The following is a 16,687-nucleotide window of genomic DNA, read 5'->3' on the forward strand; positions in this document are numbered from 1 at the left end:
CCCGGAGGAGCCAGCACCCGAAGCATGACGTACCTGAACGAGCTCATGTCCTCGCGCGAGTTGCTGGCGAACCTCACAGCCCGCGAGGTCAAGGGCAAGTACCGCCGCACGGTCTTCGGGCAGCTGTGGTCGCTCATCAACCCGCTCGCGACGATGCTGATCTACACGATCGTGTACTCGTTCATCTTCCGGGCGCGGCTCGAGGTCGGGAACCCCAGCGGACTGAACATCTACCCGCTGTGGCTGATGTGCGGTCTGCTGCCCTGGATCTTCGCGCGCAACGTCATCAACTCCGGCATGACGTCCATCGTCGCCAACGGGTCGCTGATCAAGAAGGTCTACTTCCCACGGATGACCCTGCCGCTCGCCGCGGTCGGCTCGTTCGGGTTCACCTGGCTGGTCGAGATGGGCGTGCTGCTCATCGCCCTCGCGATCGCCGGGTCGAACTTCTGGATCTACCTGCCGGTGATCGCCCTGACGATGGTCTTCCTCGCCATGTTCGCCGCCGGCCTCGGACTGATCCTGTCGATCGTCAACGTCCACTTCCGCGACATGCAGCACCTCGTCGGCATCGGCCTGCAGATGTGGATGTACCTCTCGCCGATCATCTACCCGCTGTCGCTCGTCGAGAGCGCGGCGAACAAGTCCGGCAACCCGTGGATCATCCACGTCTACAAGCTCAACCCCATCGAGCGGTTCTCCGAGGTCTTCCGCAACCTCATGTACGACAACCGCCTCCCGAACTGGACCGACCTGGTCGCGTGCGCCATCGCTGGATGCGCCTCGCTCGCACTCGGCTACTTCGTGTTCTCCCGCAACGAGAAGAAGCTGGCCGAACTGCTGTGACCGATGCCGCCGTTACCGTCGAGAACGTCTCCAAGCGCTTCCGCATGTACAAGGAGCGGAACGACTCGCTGAAGAGCATGGTCATGCGCGGGAAGAAGTCCGTGCACGAGGACTTCTGGGCGCTCAAGGACGTCTCCTTCGAGGTGCCGCAGGGCACCACGTTCGGCCTGATCGGCAAGAACGGATCCGGCAAGTCGACGCTGCTCAAGTGCCTCGCGAAGATCCTCTGGCCCGAAGAAGGTTCGATCACCGCGCGCGGCAAGCAGGCGTCGCTGCTCGAGGTCGGGTCCGGCTTCCACCCCGAGCTGAGCGGACGCGAGAACGTCTTCCTCAACGGGTCGATCCTCGGCATGAGCCGGAAAGAGGTCACCCGGAAGTTCGACGAGATCGTCTCGTTCTCCGGCGTCGGCCACTTCATCGACCAGCCGGTGAAGAACTACTCGTCGGGCATGTACGTCCGCCTCGGCTTCTCCGTCGCGGTCGCCGTCACGCCGGACGTCCTCGTCGTCGACGAGGTCCTGGCCGTCGGCGACGCGACCTTCCAGAAGCGCTGCCGCACCAAGTTCAAGGAGATGAAGGAGGAGGGCCGCACGATCATCCTCGTCTCGCACTCGATGAACACGGTGAAGGACATGTGCGACGAGGTCGCGTGGCTCAACGAGGGTGAGCTGAAGATGATCGGCAAGACGAACGACGTCGTCAAGGCGTACAACGAGACGGTCTGAGCCTTGGGGGCCGGGGAGTGAGCCACGCAGTGTCGCCGACGGCGACCGGGACCACCTCCGCTCCTCGATCCGTTGCGGTCGACGCTCTGCGGGCGATCGGGGTCGTCGCGATCGTCGCCGGACACAACTGGGGAGGCCGCGAGTGGGTGAACCCACTGCTCTACACCTGGCACGTCCCGATCTTCTTCGTCGTCACGGGCTACCTCTGGAAGCCCGGTCGCACCACGTCCTTCGAAGCCAAGCGTCGCGCTGAGACGCTCCTGATCCCGTACGTGGTCTGGCTCGTCGTCGTCACGGTGGTCTGGTTCGCGGTGCGGCACGCCATCGGTTGGCCGATCACCCGCGACCTCGTGACCGATGTTGCGAAGGGTGGTTGGTACGCAGCTCGGCCCTACTCGGCCTACTGGTTCTTCACCGCGCTGTTCTTCGCGTGCGTGTTCGTCCGGTTCACGGAGCGCGTACACGCCCTGCTGCCGTTCTTCGTGGCCATCCTCGGCGTGATGTGGGCGACGGTCGACGCCGGGTCGGTCGCTCACCTCTGGGAGGGCATCGGACTCGCCGTCCCCGCGATGATCTTCATCGTCGCCGGGCAGCTGTTGCGCCAGTACCGAAGCACCGTGACGAAGCCCCTCGCGACCGGCATCGTGCTCGCCGTTCCAGCCTTCCTGCTCGGCGCATTGGGCGTGCTCGCACCACTCAACATGAAGAGTGCCGCGCTCGGGTCACCGGTGGCGAGCGTCTACATGGCCCTCGGTATCTCGCTGGGCGCGATCCTCATCGCCGAGGCCCTCGAGCAGTACTTGCCGAATCCTGTCCGCCGGACGATCTTGTACGTCGCACAGCTCTCCGTGCCGATCCTCCTGCTGCACACCCTGGTCACCCAGCTCCTGAGCGTGCTCGGGTACCCGGCAACGAAGTGGACCTTCCTCGTTGCCTACCTGGTGCCCTTCGGCATCGCCGCGCTTCTGCGCCTCACCCCACTGCGTCGCTTCACGCTCTGACTGCCGCCGGCGCGGACGGAGTCCGTCGCGCGCGTGCACCCAGGGCGCTGCGTTCGTCGCCGAAGTTCAGCCGGGCGCGTTCCGTCGAACCTCGATCATCGCCGCGACGATGCGTTCTCGGTTCCGACCATCCCGAGCCGAGGAGATCGCGTGGGGAGGATGGAGGTGCCCGTCGGGCATCACGGGTACCCGCTCGGACTCGGTCACGCCGCCGTCGATTCTCGGACCGACGGAGTGGTTGTCATCGCGGTCCCGTCACCGCTGTCGATCGGACGGCCAGCCGGCTAGCGCGGGAGAACCGTCGTCTCGGCGCTCTGCTCGGACATCGAGGGCTCCTGCGTTCGCGGCGCACCCTCGATGGAGAGCATCGCCTCGAAGACTCGCCTCCGGTTCTGTCCGTCTGCGGCCACGAAGGCTGCGCGTTCGCGCTCCAGGTAGACGGAGTCAGGCGTCCATGCGTTCGATGCCTGTGCAGCCAGTGACGAGACCACCTCCGAAGCACGTTCCACCACGGGCCCGAATCCGTCATGACGGTGGTCGAAGTACCCAGGACGTCCGACGTGCAACCCGTTGAAGAAGTCTTTCCTGTCGAACTGGAAGTAGGTGATCGGGATGTTGAGCAGGGCGGCGTCGAAAGCCACCGACGTGTAGTCCGTGACGAACGCGCAGGCGCGAGCGAGCACGTCCTGGACGTTGTCAGTAGCGAATGAGAGGACCTCGACCGACGACGGGACACCGAAGTCGTCGAGGTACGGCTTCATGTTCGGGTGCGGCATGAATGCGATCCGCTTGCCGCGTGCTGCCGCGATCTCGTGCAGTTCTGGCGACGACAGCAGTTCGCGGAACGCTCGAGCGTAGTCGCTGGTCTGGAAGTCCGGGTGCTTGAGTCGCTCGTTCGAACCCTTCACGACTCGACCGACCAGGGACTGACGCCATGTCGGCATGACCACGATGAGGTCGCGCTCGGACGCCGGTACGGCGGCGCGGCGCCGGAGCAGGTCATCGTGTCGAGGAAGGCCTGTGAGGACGACCTCGCGGTCGCTGAACTTGTACGGGCCGACGCCGGCGATGGCCTCCTTCTCCTGCGGCGTGGACGTCACCAGGACGTCCACGTCCTTCTCGTTCAACCAGCGGGAGAGGTCGTTGTGGATCACCCCGTGCTGCAGGAAGGTGAACGCGAAGCGCTCGCGGCCGAAGTCTCCTCGCGCAAGTGGGTGAACGACGTAGTTGTCGATGTGGGAGGAAGCGAGGTGGGATGCGTGGAGCATCAGCGAGTGCCAGTCCTTCGACCGGTAGTCGATGAGTCGGAACCCCTCCGCTTCGAGGCGTGCCCAGTCGTGGGAGGTCCTGGACAGGACGAACCACGAGTTCACCTCCGGATGGTGCTTCTGCATCCACCGGTACTGGTGTTCAGCGTTGTCGTTCGCGTCCGTGTCCCGGTCCATGAAGACCCAGGCGTCCTGGAACCGTGCGCGAGCTGACTTCGACCGCGCCCGCCAGATGACGGGCCGGACGCGTCGTTCGCGCTTGCTCAAGTACCGGTCTCGCAATCCCCGCGCTTCGGCCTTCACGAGCTCGAGCCGTCCGCTCGTGAGGTTCCAGCGATCGGCGTCGCGCTTGCGTTGCGCGATGATGTGCGGGTCGAGCATGGGCTTCGTCAGGGACTGCGGCAGCGCGGTCTCTCCTCCTCGAGAGAACGATGCGGTGCGCCCGTCGAGAGTGGCCGTCATCAATTGCCCTCGGGTCAGCCAGACGACACGGCGTCGAGCGAGGACCCGTCCGTAGAACGTGACGTCCTCCACGGTCTCGTAGACCGGGGAGACCGTGACTTCGTCGACGATCCAGTGCTCCACCGGCAGTTCACCCGTGAACCAGTAGACGAACTGCACGAGCTGGTGGCGCTCGTCGACCGTCGCCAGCTGCACGGAGTCGGGTCGGCGGGGATCGTTGCGATATCCGTAGAGGAGAGCTTGACGAACGGAGAACGGAACCCAGATGGATGAGAACGCTCGGATTGCATCCGGACTGATGTACTGCAGGATCTGTTCGGCCAACTCGTGGAACTCGCCCAGCACGTCTTTCGGCGCTCCCGCGGTCGCCGACCGCGCCGATTGCTCGTTGCGGTAGTACCAGACCAGGTCGTAGAGGACGGTGTTCTCCACCCAACGCGGAACCGGACCGATCGCAGCCGCTTCCTTGAGCAGGTCGAGTTCGCCGTAGCGGAGGACGTTCGTGTACTTCTCGGGCTTGTCGTACCCGCCCTGGACAAGCGAGGAGTTGTCCGAGCGGATGCGGTAGAGGTACTTGGCTGACGCCATCAGACCGATGTGATGCGTCCGACTGCGCAGGAGGTAACGACCAACCGTGTGCGCGTCTTCGAAGGTCGGGCGGATTCGAGAATCGAAGGTCAGATCGTGCTCGCGGAGGAGAGCGGTGCGCATGAATGCGTGGTTGACACCGAACTGCGTCACCGGGTCGAGGTTCATGTTGACGACCCGGGACCCCTTCTCGAAACGCTTCCGCGAAGGGTGGTTGTCGGTGATGACTCCGTCATCATCTGTCTTCATGAGATGAGCGGCGACGAGCGTCAGCTCGGCCCGGTCGTGCAGCTCGATGAACTTGATGACCTCGTCGAAGTAGCCGGGGTCGAATGCATCATCGGGGTCAGGGAACGAGACCCAGGTCCCCGCCGCCTCCCGCAGGCCCGTGTTCCGCGCTCCCGCGAGTCCATGGTTCTCCTGGTGGATCACGCGCGCGTTGAGACCACGACCGGCGAGCCAGGTCTCGATGATCTCCCCACTGTCGTCGGGAGAGCCGTCGACGACGAACAGGAACTCAACAGAGTCGAGCGAGTTCGTTTGTGCCGTGATGGATCCGAGGAAGTCCGGGAGGTACCGAGCAACGTTGTACGTCGGCACGACGGCGGTGATCAGGGGCGGGGAGGCGTGGGCTTCTCGCGGCATGTCGAACTCTCTTTCAGGCAACCTGAGTAGTCTATGCGTCCCTACAGCCGTCGATGGCGGTCACGCGCTACGTCGTGCTCGGCACCTTGAGGAGGGTGCTGATCAGGTTGTGGTCGGACGCAAGTACTGAGGTGCCCGGGTTCCAGCGGTTCTCGAACTGGGAGCTACCGGACATGCCCCGCGTCAGGATGTAGTCGATCCGCAACCCGTCCTGGTTCACGTCGCTCACCTGGGTGGAGGGCGCGGTCAAGCCGTTGTAGGTGGACTTGTCCGTTCCGATCCTCCGCAGGGACGCAGACGCGTCGTAGAAGCCTCCTCGGACGAGCGTCGGCTGCGCGCCGTTCGTCTGATTCTCCGGGTAGCGATGGTCGTTCAGGTCACCCGCGAAGATCACGGGAAGACCCGACAGCGTCGCGCGCGAGGTCGTGAGGTTCGCCAGCGAGGCGAGGACCTGAGTCGAGTTGGTCCCGAGCAGAGACTTCTTCAGCGTGCCGTAGGAGGAGGACGGCAGAGCGTAGTGCGCTGCTACCACGATGAAACGGGTCGAGGGCTGAGCGCGCACCGCGAAGACTGCCCAGGGAATCGAGGTCTCCTTCGCGGTCGACTGCGGATACGTGCGGTAGTCCTTGACACCGCTCAAGTAACCCTGGCTTTCCAAGGTCAGTCTCGAAGGGTTGTACAGGATGCGAGTTCCACCCTCGGTGGCTCCGCTCGGAGCGGCGCCACTGTACGTGAGCTGCAGGTTCCCGAGCCGCGCGTCGAGGTCTTGGTAGGCCTCACGGTTCGTGGTCGAGCCCGACGGTCCACTCGCTTCCTGCACCGACAAGACATCTGGGGCAGCGGCAGTGATGTTGGACACGAGCGCAGCCGCTCGGGTGGACCAGGGTTTCCCGGACGCTGGCTCACATCCGGAGCACATGACGTTGTAGCTCGAGACGCGGAGGTCGACGCCGTTGCTGGCGGGCGTCACCGGCGTCGGCCAGGCGTGCACCTGCGGCGACTTCCGGACGTAGGTCGTGTCGTAGTACGTGTTCCTCGCCTGGAGTCGGACGTAGATGGGATTGCCGAAAGCCGTCGACGTGAGGTCAGCAGCACTCATCGGCACGTCGTAGCTCCAGGTGCTCTTGCTGCTGAAAGCCGAGAACCACGAGCTGTAGTGCTCGGTCCAGCGGTCTGGCACGCGGTTCTCGTTCGGTCCGGCAGACCACCGGACGCGGTAATCACTGGCGTTGGGCACAGACGCGAACGTGACCCGCACGCCCGTCTTGGTAGGAGTCGCGGTCACGGAGCCGAACTGCCCGACGGATTGCGGCTTCAGCTTGACCTGGAGCACCGTCGAGTACCGGCCCGATCCCGCCGCGTTCTTGCCTGCCACGACGAAGTAGTACGTGGCTGCCGGAGTCAGTGACCCGACGGACAACGTCGTTCCCGTCGTGGAACCCCACGTGGGGTTCGAGAAGTTCGACTGGGTGGACCACTTCGCGGCGTACGAGGTCGCGCCGCTCGCCTTCGCCCACTGGATCGTCAACGACTTGGTGTTCCAGGTCTGACCGGTGACCTTGACTCCGGTGACCTGTGACGGGACGGACGCCGCCTCAGCCGCTCCCGACCCGGCGATGCCCGTGACCAGCGCAGCGCACACTGCGACCACGGTCGCCAGCGTGAACCGATGCTTGAGTCGCGCAGTTGAACGCATGATGCCCCCTTCGACCAAGCGAGGATATGTGTGGGGCCGCAAGAAACCAACACCCCCGAGCAGGTGCGTGAAGCGACCAGCGCGATCCGGCGCACCACTGCTGTTAGCGTCGCAGGCGTCATGAACTCGAATCCCATCGGCTCCGCTCGACCGCTCCTCTCAGTCGTCGTTCCGGCACGCGACAGTGCGCCGTGGCTCGGCGAAGCGCTCGAGAGCATCCTCAATCAAGAGGTACCTGATCTCGAGGTGCTCGTGGTCGACAACGGATCGACCGACGGCACCGCGTCCGTGGTTGAGGACATCGTTTCTCGCGACCAACGAGTGCGGTGGATAGGGTCCGAGGCTCGATCCGCCGGCTCGGCGAGGAACGACGGCGTGCAGGCTGCGAGGGGCGAGTTCCTGGTCTTCGCGGACGCGGACGACATCGTGCCCGACGGCGCCTACCGCGCCATGCTCGATTCGCTCGTGTCGAGTGGGTCGGACATGGTGATCGGTGACCACCTCAAGTTCTCCGCTGATCGGACCTGGAGTCCGACCCGCCGCTGGTACCGGTTCGATTCGCCGCGGAGCGGGCTCCGGCCTGAAGAAGCACCCGCGCTGCTCTCCGGGCGGCCCTGCTGGAACCGCATGTTCCGTCGATCGTTCTGGGACGGTGCTGCACTCCGCTTCCCGGAGGTGCAGAGCGTCGAAGACATCGAACCGATGACTCGTGCGTTCATCGAAGCGCGATCGATCGATGTCGTGCCGAACTGCGTGTACCTCTACCGCGACCGGGGGGACACGACTTCGCTGTCCGTCCGGGCGGACGCGCCGGCCACCGTGCGGTACCTCGAGCAGGAACGAGCCTGCGCCGCCCTGGTACGGGAGCAGCCAGCGCTCCGAGCGCAGCACGGCGAGATCGTCCTCGACGCGGACGGCTGGTCCCACCTGCACCGCTTCCTCTCGACGAATCCAAGCGACGATGACATCGCAGCGGTCGGGCAAGCGGCCGCTGCGTTGCTGAGCGAGATCCCGATCGACGGTCTTGCTCGGGTTGCTCCGATCCGCCGTGCCCTGTGGCATCTCGTCCTCGGCGGTGAGTGGTCAGCGGCGCGCTCATTCGTGCTGCGGAGTTCGGGCGAGTCGGAGACCGACCGTCTGGCTTCGTGGCTCGACGCCGTGGCGTCGACCCAGCGGTCCGATGCGGCGAGTGCGGGTGCCCTTGCCGTCGAAGGATTGGTACCGGCGTTCGTGAACGGCGCCGAGGGGATCCCGGTGGCGTGGTTCGTGGACCGGGTCACCGCGATCGCTGATGTCGAGCTGCCGCCCACGGGCTCCGCCCTGCCGGACGCGATGATCGCCGCGCTGCGCGCAGCGGAGCCCGTCGCTGTGCCGATGGTCTCGGCCTTGCGCCGGGTACTACCACTGGTGATCGACCGTGTGGAGGCCTCTGCTCGAGGACTGGTCGTCGGCGGTAGCGCCGACTTGTTCGGCTTGGAGGCCCTCGGTACCTTGGGACTCACCGGCCCGAGCGGTGCGTCGACAACCCCGTTGCACGAAGTTCCGGGCGGGTGGCGCGCAGATCTGACGGACGAGGGGCTCACACCTGGGCGCTACTCGGTCTCGGTGTCCTTCGATGGTGTGACGGGAAGCTTCCCGGTCGTCACGGCGCGGATGCCGCTCCCTCCTGTGGACGAGGATCTTCCGATGCAGCCCCTTGCGGACCGGAAGGACGGCTGGCGTTTCCTCGTCGATCTCCGCACTCCACGGCGTCGAGGTGTCGCAGGACTTCTCCGGGCCGTCCGCCGAAGAGTTGGATGATTCTCCGGTCGACTGCCCTCGACGACATTGACGCTCGGGCACTGCGCCTTCGCGCACGACGACGAGCGGTGAACGGGTGCGGAGTGCCGAGTACCCCACAATTGTCGGGTGCGGCGTTCCCTTCCCCTCCTGCTCGTCCTCGGGCTGCTGGCCGCGTTGGTCGGTGCCTTCGTGATCATGCCCGCGTCGACGGTGACCGAGCCGCCTCGTGCAGCGGAAGCGACCAGGACGGTGGCACCCCTGCGGGTCGCGATCGTCGGAGACTCCCTGTCCGCTGGCCGGTCGCGGTTCCTCGGCAACGGTCTCGACGACGAATCCTGGATGTCCTACGCCAACGGAGACGGCATCGAGTTCGTCGGAGGGTGGGCTCGCGCTGGCGCCACACCGGACGAGATGGCGGCGGCGGTCCAGCCCATCCCGGACGTGGACGTCCTGGTGATCCTCGCTGGTACGAACGCCGTCCGGACCGGCAGGACGATGGCGCAGGAGACCGGGGCGTACGAGCGCATCGTGCGGGTCATCCGACCGAAGCGGGTGCTCGTCTCGTCGATACCGCCGTACCGGGCGCACGCCGAGGCCGCGTTGCGGTACGGCGAGGCCCTCCGCCGCTTCGTGGGTGAGCGCGGGTGGGAGTGGATCGACCCGTGGGCCATCGCACGCGACGGCGACGACTGGGCCGAGGGCTTCAGCACGGACGGCACGCATCCCGCCGGCCCCGCGCAGTACGAGGTCCTCGGCGAGTCGTTCCGGCGCCTCATCCTCGAGACGCGGATGCTCCCCTCAGCGCTCAGCTGACACCGCAGCGCCGAGCTCGTCGAGCAGCTCCGCGTACCGCCTCGACCGCGCGAACGGCGCCAGCCGCCGGCTGAACTCGTCGGCGCCGTCGGCGGACCCCGGACCGCCGGCGAGCACCGCGGCGAGTGACGCCGCAGCGTCGGCCGGGTCGAACCACCGGATCCACCGCTCGTCCCCGAACTCGGCTCGCAGGTGGGGTTCGTCGGGTAGCACCGACGGCACGCCGAAGGACGCCGCCAGGTGCAGGCTGCCCGAGTTGAGGACACGTCGGTACGGGAACACGGCGGTATCTGCGGCGCGGAACCACCGCTGCACGTCGACGTCGTCGACGTGGTCGTGTTCGCGGACGGCCCGGAGGTCGTCCCCGAGCAGTGCGTCGATCGCGGTCCGGTCCGCGTCGGAGGTCCGGCCGGCCAGCAGCAGGACGGGCCGGTCGGCGGGGGAGATCCGACGGGCGGCCTCGACGAGCACGTCGAGTCCCTTGTACGGCCGCATCTGCCCGAACGCCAGGACGGCGTGGTCGTCCGGAGCGAGGCCGAGGGACGCGCGAGCCTCGTCACGCGTCTGAGCGCTCGGGTAGACGCCCTGGTAGCTCGGGTGCGGGATGTGCACGATGCGAGCGGCGTCGAGGTCGTAGTGCGCAGCGACGGCGGAGGCGGTGGCACGGTTCATCACGTGCACGGCGTCGGCGGTGTCGGCGAGGTACCGGTCGAGCTCCAGCTCGAGCTCGAGGTGCCGCGCGTCGTGGGGGAGCACGTTGTGGATCGTCCAGACGACACGGGCACCGCGCGCGCGGCCCGCGTCGACCGCCGTACGGAACCGGTCGAGCCGTGCCCGCGCCTCGTCGAGGTCGTCGTCGGCGCGCTGCACGATCGGGGAGGTCCAGTGCATGTGGAACACGTCACCGGTGCCGAGGTGACCGAGGTGCTGTTCGAGCTGCTCCAGGCGGAGGCTCTCGAGGACGTTCCACCCGCGTGCGCGGGGGGCGAGGAGCATCAGGTTGAGGTAGGGGTTGTCCCGGTAGGCCGGGAACACCACGAGGGAGCGATCGGGCACCGCCCGATCCTACGGTGCGACGTCAGTCGAGCGTCGACACGATGAACTCGGCCTCGTGCAGGACCGAGCAGAACGCCAGTCCGTCGTGGTCGAGTGCATCCCGTCGTCGGATGACTGCGCCGCACACCGCGCACTTGGTCGTGAAGGTCGACCGCATTGCATCAGAGAGGAGCGACATACGGAAATACTGCTCCGGCAAGGTGAACAACGAGCCGCGTTTGACTCTGAGGTCGGTGAACGTGCCCGAAGAATCGCCCTCAGAGACGACGGACGCTCGAGAACGGCCCTGAACCTGTCGGAGGGGTGGAACGGTCGTCACACGACCTCACAGCGCCCGCACGACCCCGTCCGGCCCGTCCTCCGGCGCCACGACGACGGCGAAGTCCCCGTCGGCCGTCGATTGCCCCTCGCCGAGCCACACGATGTTCTGTGCCCCCGGTTGCGGGACGAACGTCGCCCGTGCCCCACCGGCGACGAGCACCGTCACCTCGTCGAGCCCGCTGGACTGCCGGTACCACGACGTCGGCACGTCGACCTGCACCACGTGCCCGGCGTGCTCGAGCGCGGCCACCAGGGCGGTGACGTCCTCGGTACGGGAACCGTCGTGCTTGACCGCGACGCGGAGCCCGACCGCGCCCTCCTCGCGCGTGACGACCGGACGCGACGACCGGACCATGACCTCGTGGCCCTTCGGCAGCCCCGGCTCGACGCCGAGGTAGCGGAGGCCGGCGGCGTCGTAGTGGTCGACGGCGTCGGCCGCCGGGTACCGGCCGCGCCACCGCTCGTCGAAGATCCGGCGGTTGTCCACCCGGGCGTCGTCACGGCCGGGCGTCCGGCTCTCGTGGTGCACGACGACGGACGCGGGAACCACGACGAACGTCGATCCCGCGGGGGAGGACGCCAGGGCGCGCAGGCACAGGTCGACGTCCTCCAGGCCGTTCGCGTACACCGGGTCGAACCCGTGCCATCGGATCAGGTCCGCGGCCCGGAACGCAGCGGCAGCCGCGGTGATCGCGGAGAACCGGGCCGGGCCGTCGCCGAAGTACCGCGTCGCGTCGTGTCGCGGGTGGTCCCCGAGGAAGTGCCAGGGGAGCACCTTGTCGCCGCCGAACACCGTGCCCGCGGTCTGCACGACGCCGTCCGGGTAGACGAGGAGCGGCTGTGCGCCGAGGACGGCGCGGTCCTCGAGCGCGGCGACCAGCGGCCGGAGCCACCCGGTGCGCACCTCGGTGTCGTTGTTGAGCATGACGACGGTGCCGCCGCTCGAGCGCGCGAGGCCGAGGTCGCTGCCCAGGCCGAAGTTCCGGTTGCGGTCCTCGCGCTGCAGGAGCACCCGGGGCTCGTCGCCGAACCACGTCCCGAGGACGGCGGACACCGAGCGGGGGGAGCCGTTGTCGACGAGGACGACCTCGACCCGGTCGCCGTCGTGGTCCGCAGCACCGAGGACGGCGTCGACGGCACGGCGGGTCATGCTCCAGTCGCGGTAGACCGGCACCACGACCGACACGAGGGCGGCGTCGCGGGTCGGCGCGGCGGCGGCCAGGGCATCCCAGTCGATGCGGTGGCGGGCGAGGGCGACCTCCTGCCACGACGCCGGCTGGGCAGACGAGACGCGGCGCGGGTCGCGGACGTTGTCGTAGTCGACGCCGATGACCGGCACGTACCGGGGCACGCCGAAGCGCTTGCCGATCCGCAGCAACCACTCCCAGTCGATCCAGCGGCGGAGCGTCTCGTCGAACGGCCCGACCGCGGCGGCGACGTCCCGTCGGACGACGAGGACGTTGAGGTCGATGAAGTTGCCGGCGAGCAGGTCCTCGAGGGAGCCGTCCTCGCCCCGGTAGGTCTCGACCGGTGCGGTGGCGTCGTCGGCGTTGTTCGCGCCCACCATCCGGACGGCGGTGTGCACCGCGGCCCTGTCGTCCTCCAACAGGGCGGCGAGTGCGGCGGTCAGGTGGTCGGGACGCCAGGTGTTGTCGGCGTCGAGGAAGGCCACGAAGTCGCCGCGGACCGCCGCGAGTCCGGTGTTCCGCGCGGCGCCGGCGCCGCCGTTCTCGCGTTCGATGAGTCGGATCCGCGGCTCGTCCGCGGCGATGTGCCGCACGACCTCGACGGTGTCGTCACCCGAACCGTCGTCGACGACGACGAGCTCCCAGTTCGCGTGGCGCTGCGCGCGCACGGAGGCGATCGCGGCGGGCACCGCGTCCGCGCGCCGGTACACGGGCAGCACGACCGACACGAGCGGCTGCTCGCTGTCCCGGCGCGCTGCGCCGCGCGGGAAGCGGGCGAGCGCGGCGTCCACCTCCGGGCCGTCCCAGTGGTCGCGGTAGCGACGCCGGGTCCGGTGCTGCGCGTCGGCGAAGGCCCGCGCGGCCGTCATGGCCGCGGCACGCGCGGCGCCCCAGGTGGGTGCCTGGCCGCGTCGGCCTGGAGGCACGGGGAGCGCGGTCTCGTCCGTCGCGTTCCGCAGGAAGTGCCGGAGCGCGTCCAGCGTGGACGCCGGCCGGTCCGCCGCCGGCAGCGACGCGGCGTACACGCCGGCGTCGAACAGCGGGCCGGTCTGGAAGAGCTCGGGGCCCTCCTGGTGCAGCGCGTCGTACCAGGACATCGCCCGCACGGGCTGGTGCTCGCGCATCCACTCGTGCTCGACGAGGGGGCTGAGCGACAGGCCGCGCTGCCCGTCGTTGTGCACGTAGAACCCGATCGCCTCGTCGTCGGTGGCGAACGTGCGACCGGTCTGCGCCTCGAGGTACGCGCGGTCGGCCACACCGAACTCGGCGATCCGTCGCGCCCAGCGGTCGAGCCGGTCGGTGACGGTCAGGGGCTGCTCCGGCCCCCGCAACTGCCGGGCGAGCCGTCGTGCGACCCGACCGATGCCCCCACGGTCCGCCATCAGCGGCGCCCCGGCAGACGGGAGGCGACCTTGGCGATCGCCTGGCCGGTGCGGAACGAGCGGCTGGCGCGCAGGTCGTTGAGCTCGCGACGGAGGCGGGTGACCTCGCCGGACGACGACGACGCACTCGCCGCTGCAGCAGCGAGGTCGAGCGGCAGGAACGTCGCCCAGCGTCGTTCGAGGAACGTCGAGGTGCCGTCGAGCGGCGCGAGCAGGCTGTTCTCGACGCCCTCGCGAGCGCTCTCGAGCTCGTCGGGCGTCACCTCGTCGGCGAACGGTCGCGCCAGAGCGGCGACCCGGTCGGCTCCCGCGCGGTGCTGCGGCGAGGACCAGGGGACCGTCGTCGGCTCGGTCCGGACGACCACCCAGTGCGCCGCGCGACGGTTCGCCTCGACGAGGTCGGCAGGGGTCGGGTCGACCAGGACCTGGACCGTGACGAGGTCGTCGGGGTCCGGGTCGTCGGTGGTGACCGTCCACCCGTCGGGGGCCGGTGTGCCGGCGGGGAGCCGCGCCTCCAGGGCGAAGCCGTCCCCGAAGACCGTGTCGATCTGCCGGGCCAGCCGCGCGGCGTCCGCGACGTGGCGCAGGTCGACGGCGAGCCGCGGTGCCGGACCGGCCGGGACGAGCACGTCGGCGAAGCGCTCCGTCGCCGTCGTGCCGTGCCGCTGGTACGCGGCCACGGCGTCCGGCAGGAAGGGGTAGCGGCGCTCCAGCTCGCGCTGGTGGGCGGCGCGGAGCGCGGTGCGGTTGCCGGAGAAGCTCTTGCCGCCGGCGTGCAGCACGAGCGCCCGGTTCGCGATCTTCGCGAGCCAGCCGTGGGCGGCGATGCGGAGGCAGTAGTCGTTCTCCTCGCCGTAGCCCGGGGCGAACGCCTCGTCGAACAGGCCGTACTCGGTGATGAGCTCGCGGCGGGTGAGGAAGCAGAAGCCCATCGCGACGGGCATCACCTGCGACTCCGGCAGCAGCGGCGCGACCTCGGACCACACGGCGCGCGTGCGTTCCTCGGTGCGGGCGGCCCCACGGTTCGTCAGCCGGTACGGGATGCTCGCGATCGTGGCGTTGTCGCTGCGGGCGGTGACGACACCGGTGCGGTCCTCGTCGAGCACCGCGAGCATCGCGTCGAGGAACCCGGCGGTGGGCACGGCGTCACTGTTCAGGAGCAGCACGGCCTCGGTCTCCGCACCGGTGTCGAGCTCGGTGACGGCGCGGTTGCAGGTCCCGACGAAGCCGAGGTTGTGGTCGTTGCGCTCGTACCGGAAGCCGGCCCGGTCGCCGATGCGTGCGAGCAGCGCGGCTTCGATCGTGTCGGCGTCGGGCCCGCAGTCGTTGACGAAGAGCGCGCGGTGCCGGTCGGTGTCCAGGTGCTCGACGAGCCCGTCGACGCAGCGCAGCAGGGAGTCGAGGTCGCCGTAGACCGGGACGACGACGAGGGTGGAGCGGGTCATCGGGTGGTCTCCTCGTTCGGTGCGGTCGGCTCGTCAGACGCGGACGCGGACGCGGGCGCGGGCGTCTCGTCGGAGGCTTGCTCGGGCGGTGCCGCTCCGAGCAGGTCGGCGAGCGTGCCGACGGCCGCGTCGAGCGGCCCGCCGAGCGCCGAGTCGTCCAGCGGGACGAACCCGGTCGGACCCTGCGCCGCCGCCTGCCGGACCGCGTCCGCGACGGCGAGGCCCAGCGAGCGGGCATCCGCCGGGACCGCCGCGAGGTTCGGGTGGAGGTGTCCCCGGGTGTCGCGGAACTCGTTGGTCACCACGCGGGCGCCGGAGATCGCGCCGTCGAACGGCGGGTGGCTGGGGTGGGGACTGTGCTGCAGCGAGAGCACGACGTTCGTCGACGCGATGAAGCGGAAGTAGTCGTCCCACGGCATCGTGCCGTGCGAGACGAGCTTCACGTCGCCCCGCCCGCCGTCGAGCTCGACGTCGCCGTGCTGCTCGCCCGCCGAGTGGAACTCGACGTGGATGCCGTCGGCGGCGAGCTCCTGCACCGCCACGCGCAGCGCCGCGACGCCGAGCCGGAACAGGTTCCGGTGCTTGCTCGGGCGGCCGTAGAAGAGGACGCGCACGGTGGACTCGTGGGTGCGGGCAGCGGCGACGCGTCCGAGCAGGTCGAGGTCGAGGTGCGGCGCGAAGGTCCGTGCCGACGGGACGTCCAGGCCCTCCACGTCGGCCAGGTACTTCCGCAGCGGCTCCGAGTTCACCAGCATCCGGAACCCGGCGCGGTAGGTCGACGCCGCGACGGCGTACTCGGTCGACCACGGGCTGAACCCGGGTTCGTAGTCCTGCACGAGGTACACCACGCGGTCGCGGGGGACCACCCCGGCGGTGACGGCGACGTCGATCGGGTGCGCCGTCTTCCAGTGGGTGGCGATCCAGACGTCGTCGCGGCCGAACTCGGTGCCGAGGACGTCCTCGCGGCGGACGACCCGCACGCCGGGGCGGCCGTCGACCCGGGACTCGGGGAAGCGGTCCGTGATCAGGGCCTCGGCGGCGGCGGCGCTGTTGCCGGGCGTCGTCCAGCGGACCATGACGACGCGGACCCGTCGGCCGAGGCGGTCACCGAGCGCGAGCGCCACCGCCAGGGCCGTCTGCACCCCGGCGAACGCGGCGCCCTCGCGGAGCTCGTCGACCACGAGGACGACCTCGGGCGCACGGTCCACGGTGCGGATGCCGGCGATCGCCAGGCTCGTCTCGACCAGTCCCTCGAAGGGCCGGGCGGTCAGGGGAGCACGGTCGCGCTCGCGCCGGGCCACCCCGACGTCGACGCGCGACACCGTGCGCCCCAGTCGCTCGCGGACGTCGTTCCGGTAGTGGCCGTCGCGCGCGTAGCGTTCGTTCACGCGCACCAGGTCGCCGACGAGGCGCCGTGCCTTCTCGAAGTTCATCAGGTCTCACGTTACTGGGCTGCCTCCGCGACGCGCT

General features: G+C 68.8%; 12 protein-coding genes and 1 pseudogene. 5 read left to right on the top strand and 8 right to left on the bottom strand.

Translation table 11 applies throughout. The annotated features are described in order from the left end of the window. Positions 1-24 precede the first annotated feature (24 nt). From AAEP86_RS11010 to AAEP86_RS11020, 3 genes are read left to right on the top strand one after another with little or no spacing between them, the layout of a single operon-like run. Positions 25-846 (top strand): ABC transporter permease, encoded by an 822-nt coding sequence (locus AAEP86_RS11010; protein ID WP_420367377.1) that lies wholly within the window; start codon positions 25-27, stop codon positions 844-846. Further along, complete coding sequence (locus AAEP86_RS11015; protein WP_420367378.1) at positions 843-1,571, top strand: ABC transporter ATP-binding protein; 729 nt, start codon at positions 843-845, stop codon at positions 1,569-1,571. The genes AAEP86_RS11010 and AAEP86_RS11015 overlap by 4 nt, the downstream gene beginning before the upstream one ends. A gap of 17 nt (positions 1,572-1,588) precedes the next feature. After that, the gene (locus tag AAEP86_RS11020) at positions 1,589-2,572 is read left to right on the top strand and encodes an acyltransferase family protein (protein WP_420367379.1); all 984 of its coding nucleotides are present in this window, start codon (positions 1,589-1,591) and stop codon (positions 2,570-2,572) included. A 284-nt stretch (positions 2,573-2,856) separates the two neighbouring features. On the opposite strand, the gene AAEP86_RS11025 is transcribed toward AAEP86_RS11020, so the two are convergent. From AAEP86_RS11025 to AAEP86_RS11035, 3 genes and pseudogenes are all read right to left on the bottom strand, one after another. Beyond that, positions 2,857-5,556, bottom strand: a complete 2,700-nt coding sequence (locus AAEP86_RS11025) for a bifunctional glycosyltransferase/CDP-glycerol:glycerophosphate glycerophosphotransferase (RefSeq protein WP_420367380.1) — start codon at positions 5,554-5,556, stop codon at positions 2,857-2,859. Positions 5,557-5,602: 46 nt separating this feature from the next. Then, positions 5,603-6,910 carry an endonuclease/exonuclease/phosphatase family protein gene (locus tag AAEP86_RS11030; protein WP_420370476.1) on the bottom strand — a complete coding sequence of 436 codons (1,308 nt, stop codon included), beginning with the start codon at positions 6,908-6,910 and terminating at the stop codon, positions 5,603-5,605. A gap of 6 nt (positions 6,911-6,916) precedes the next feature. Then, positions 6,917-7,231: pseudogene (locus AAEP86_RS11035) on the bottom strand (hypothetical protein); the annotation flags it as partial. 30 nt (positions 7,232-7,261) lie between these two features. On the opposite strand from AAEP86_RS11035, the gene AAEP86_RS11040 reads away from it, so the two are divergent. Both AAEP86_RS11040 and AAEP86_RS11045 read left to right on the top strand, forming a co-directional pair. After that, a complete protein-coding gene (locus AAEP86_RS11040; RefSeq protein ID WP_420367381.1) occupies positions 7,262-9,031 on the top strand; it encodes a glycosyltransferase in 1,770 nt (589 codons plus the stop codon). 108 nt (positions 9,032-9,139) lie between these two features. Continuing rightward, positions 9,140-9,826, top strand: a complete 687-nt coding sequence (locus AAEP86_RS11045; RefSeq protein ID WP_420367382.1) for an SGNH/GDSL hydrolase family protein — start codon at positions 9,140-9,142, stop codon at positions 9,824-9,826. On the opposite strand, the gene AAEP86_RS11050 is transcribed toward AAEP86_RS11045, so the two are convergent. The 5 genes from AAEP86_RS11050 to AAEP86_RS11070 all read right to left on the bottom strand — a co-directional run bounded on the left by AAEP86_RS11050 (position 9,812) and on the right by AAEP86_RS11070 (position 16,650). After that, positions 9,812-10,882 (bottom strand): glycosyltransferase, encoded by a 1,071-nt coding sequence (locus tag AAEP86_RS11050; RefSeq protein WP_420367383.1) that lies wholly within the window; start codon positions 10,880-10,882, stop codon positions 9,812-9,814. The two genes, AAEP86_RS11045 and AAEP86_RS11050, sit on opposite strands and share 15 nt — an antisense overlap. A 22-nt stretch (positions 10,883-10,904) precedes the next feature. Further along, positions 10,905-11,060 (bottom strand): hypothetical protein, encoded by a 156-nt coding sequence (locus tag AAEP86_RS11055; protein ID WP_420367384.1) that lies wholly within the window; start codon positions 11,058-11,060, stop codon positions 10,905-10,907. Positions 11,061-11,207: 147 nt separating this feature from the next. Continuing rightward, the gene (locus AAEP86_RS11060) at positions 11,208-13,772 is read right to left on the bottom strand and encodes a glycosyltransferase (RefSeq protein ID WP_420367385.1); all 2,565 of its coding nucleotides are present in this window, start codon (positions 13,770-13,772) and stop codon (positions 11,208-11,210) included. Continuing rightward, positions 13,772-15,217, bottom strand: a complete 1,446-nt coding sequence (locus tag AAEP86_RS11065) for a glycosyltransferase family 2 protein (RefSeq protein ID WP_420367386.1) — start codon at positions 15,215-15,217, stop codon at positions 13,772-13,774. Before AAEP86_RS11065 ends, AAEP86_RS11060 begins: the two co-directional genes overlap by 1 nt. Further along, entirely contained in the window at positions 15,214-16,650 is a 1,437-nt protein-coding gene (locus AAEP86_RS11070; RefSeq protein ID WP_420367387.1) for a hypothetical protein, read from the bottom strand. The genes AAEP86_RS11065 and AAEP86_RS11070 overlap by 4 nt, the downstream gene beginning before the upstream one ends. Positions 16,651-16,687 lie beyond the last annotated feature (37 nt).

The organism is Curtobacterium sp. L1-20, from assembly GCF_048755855.1.
Taxonomy (GTDB): domain Bacteria; phylum Actinomycetota; class Actinomycetes; order Actinomycetales; family Microbacteriaceae; genus Curtobacterium.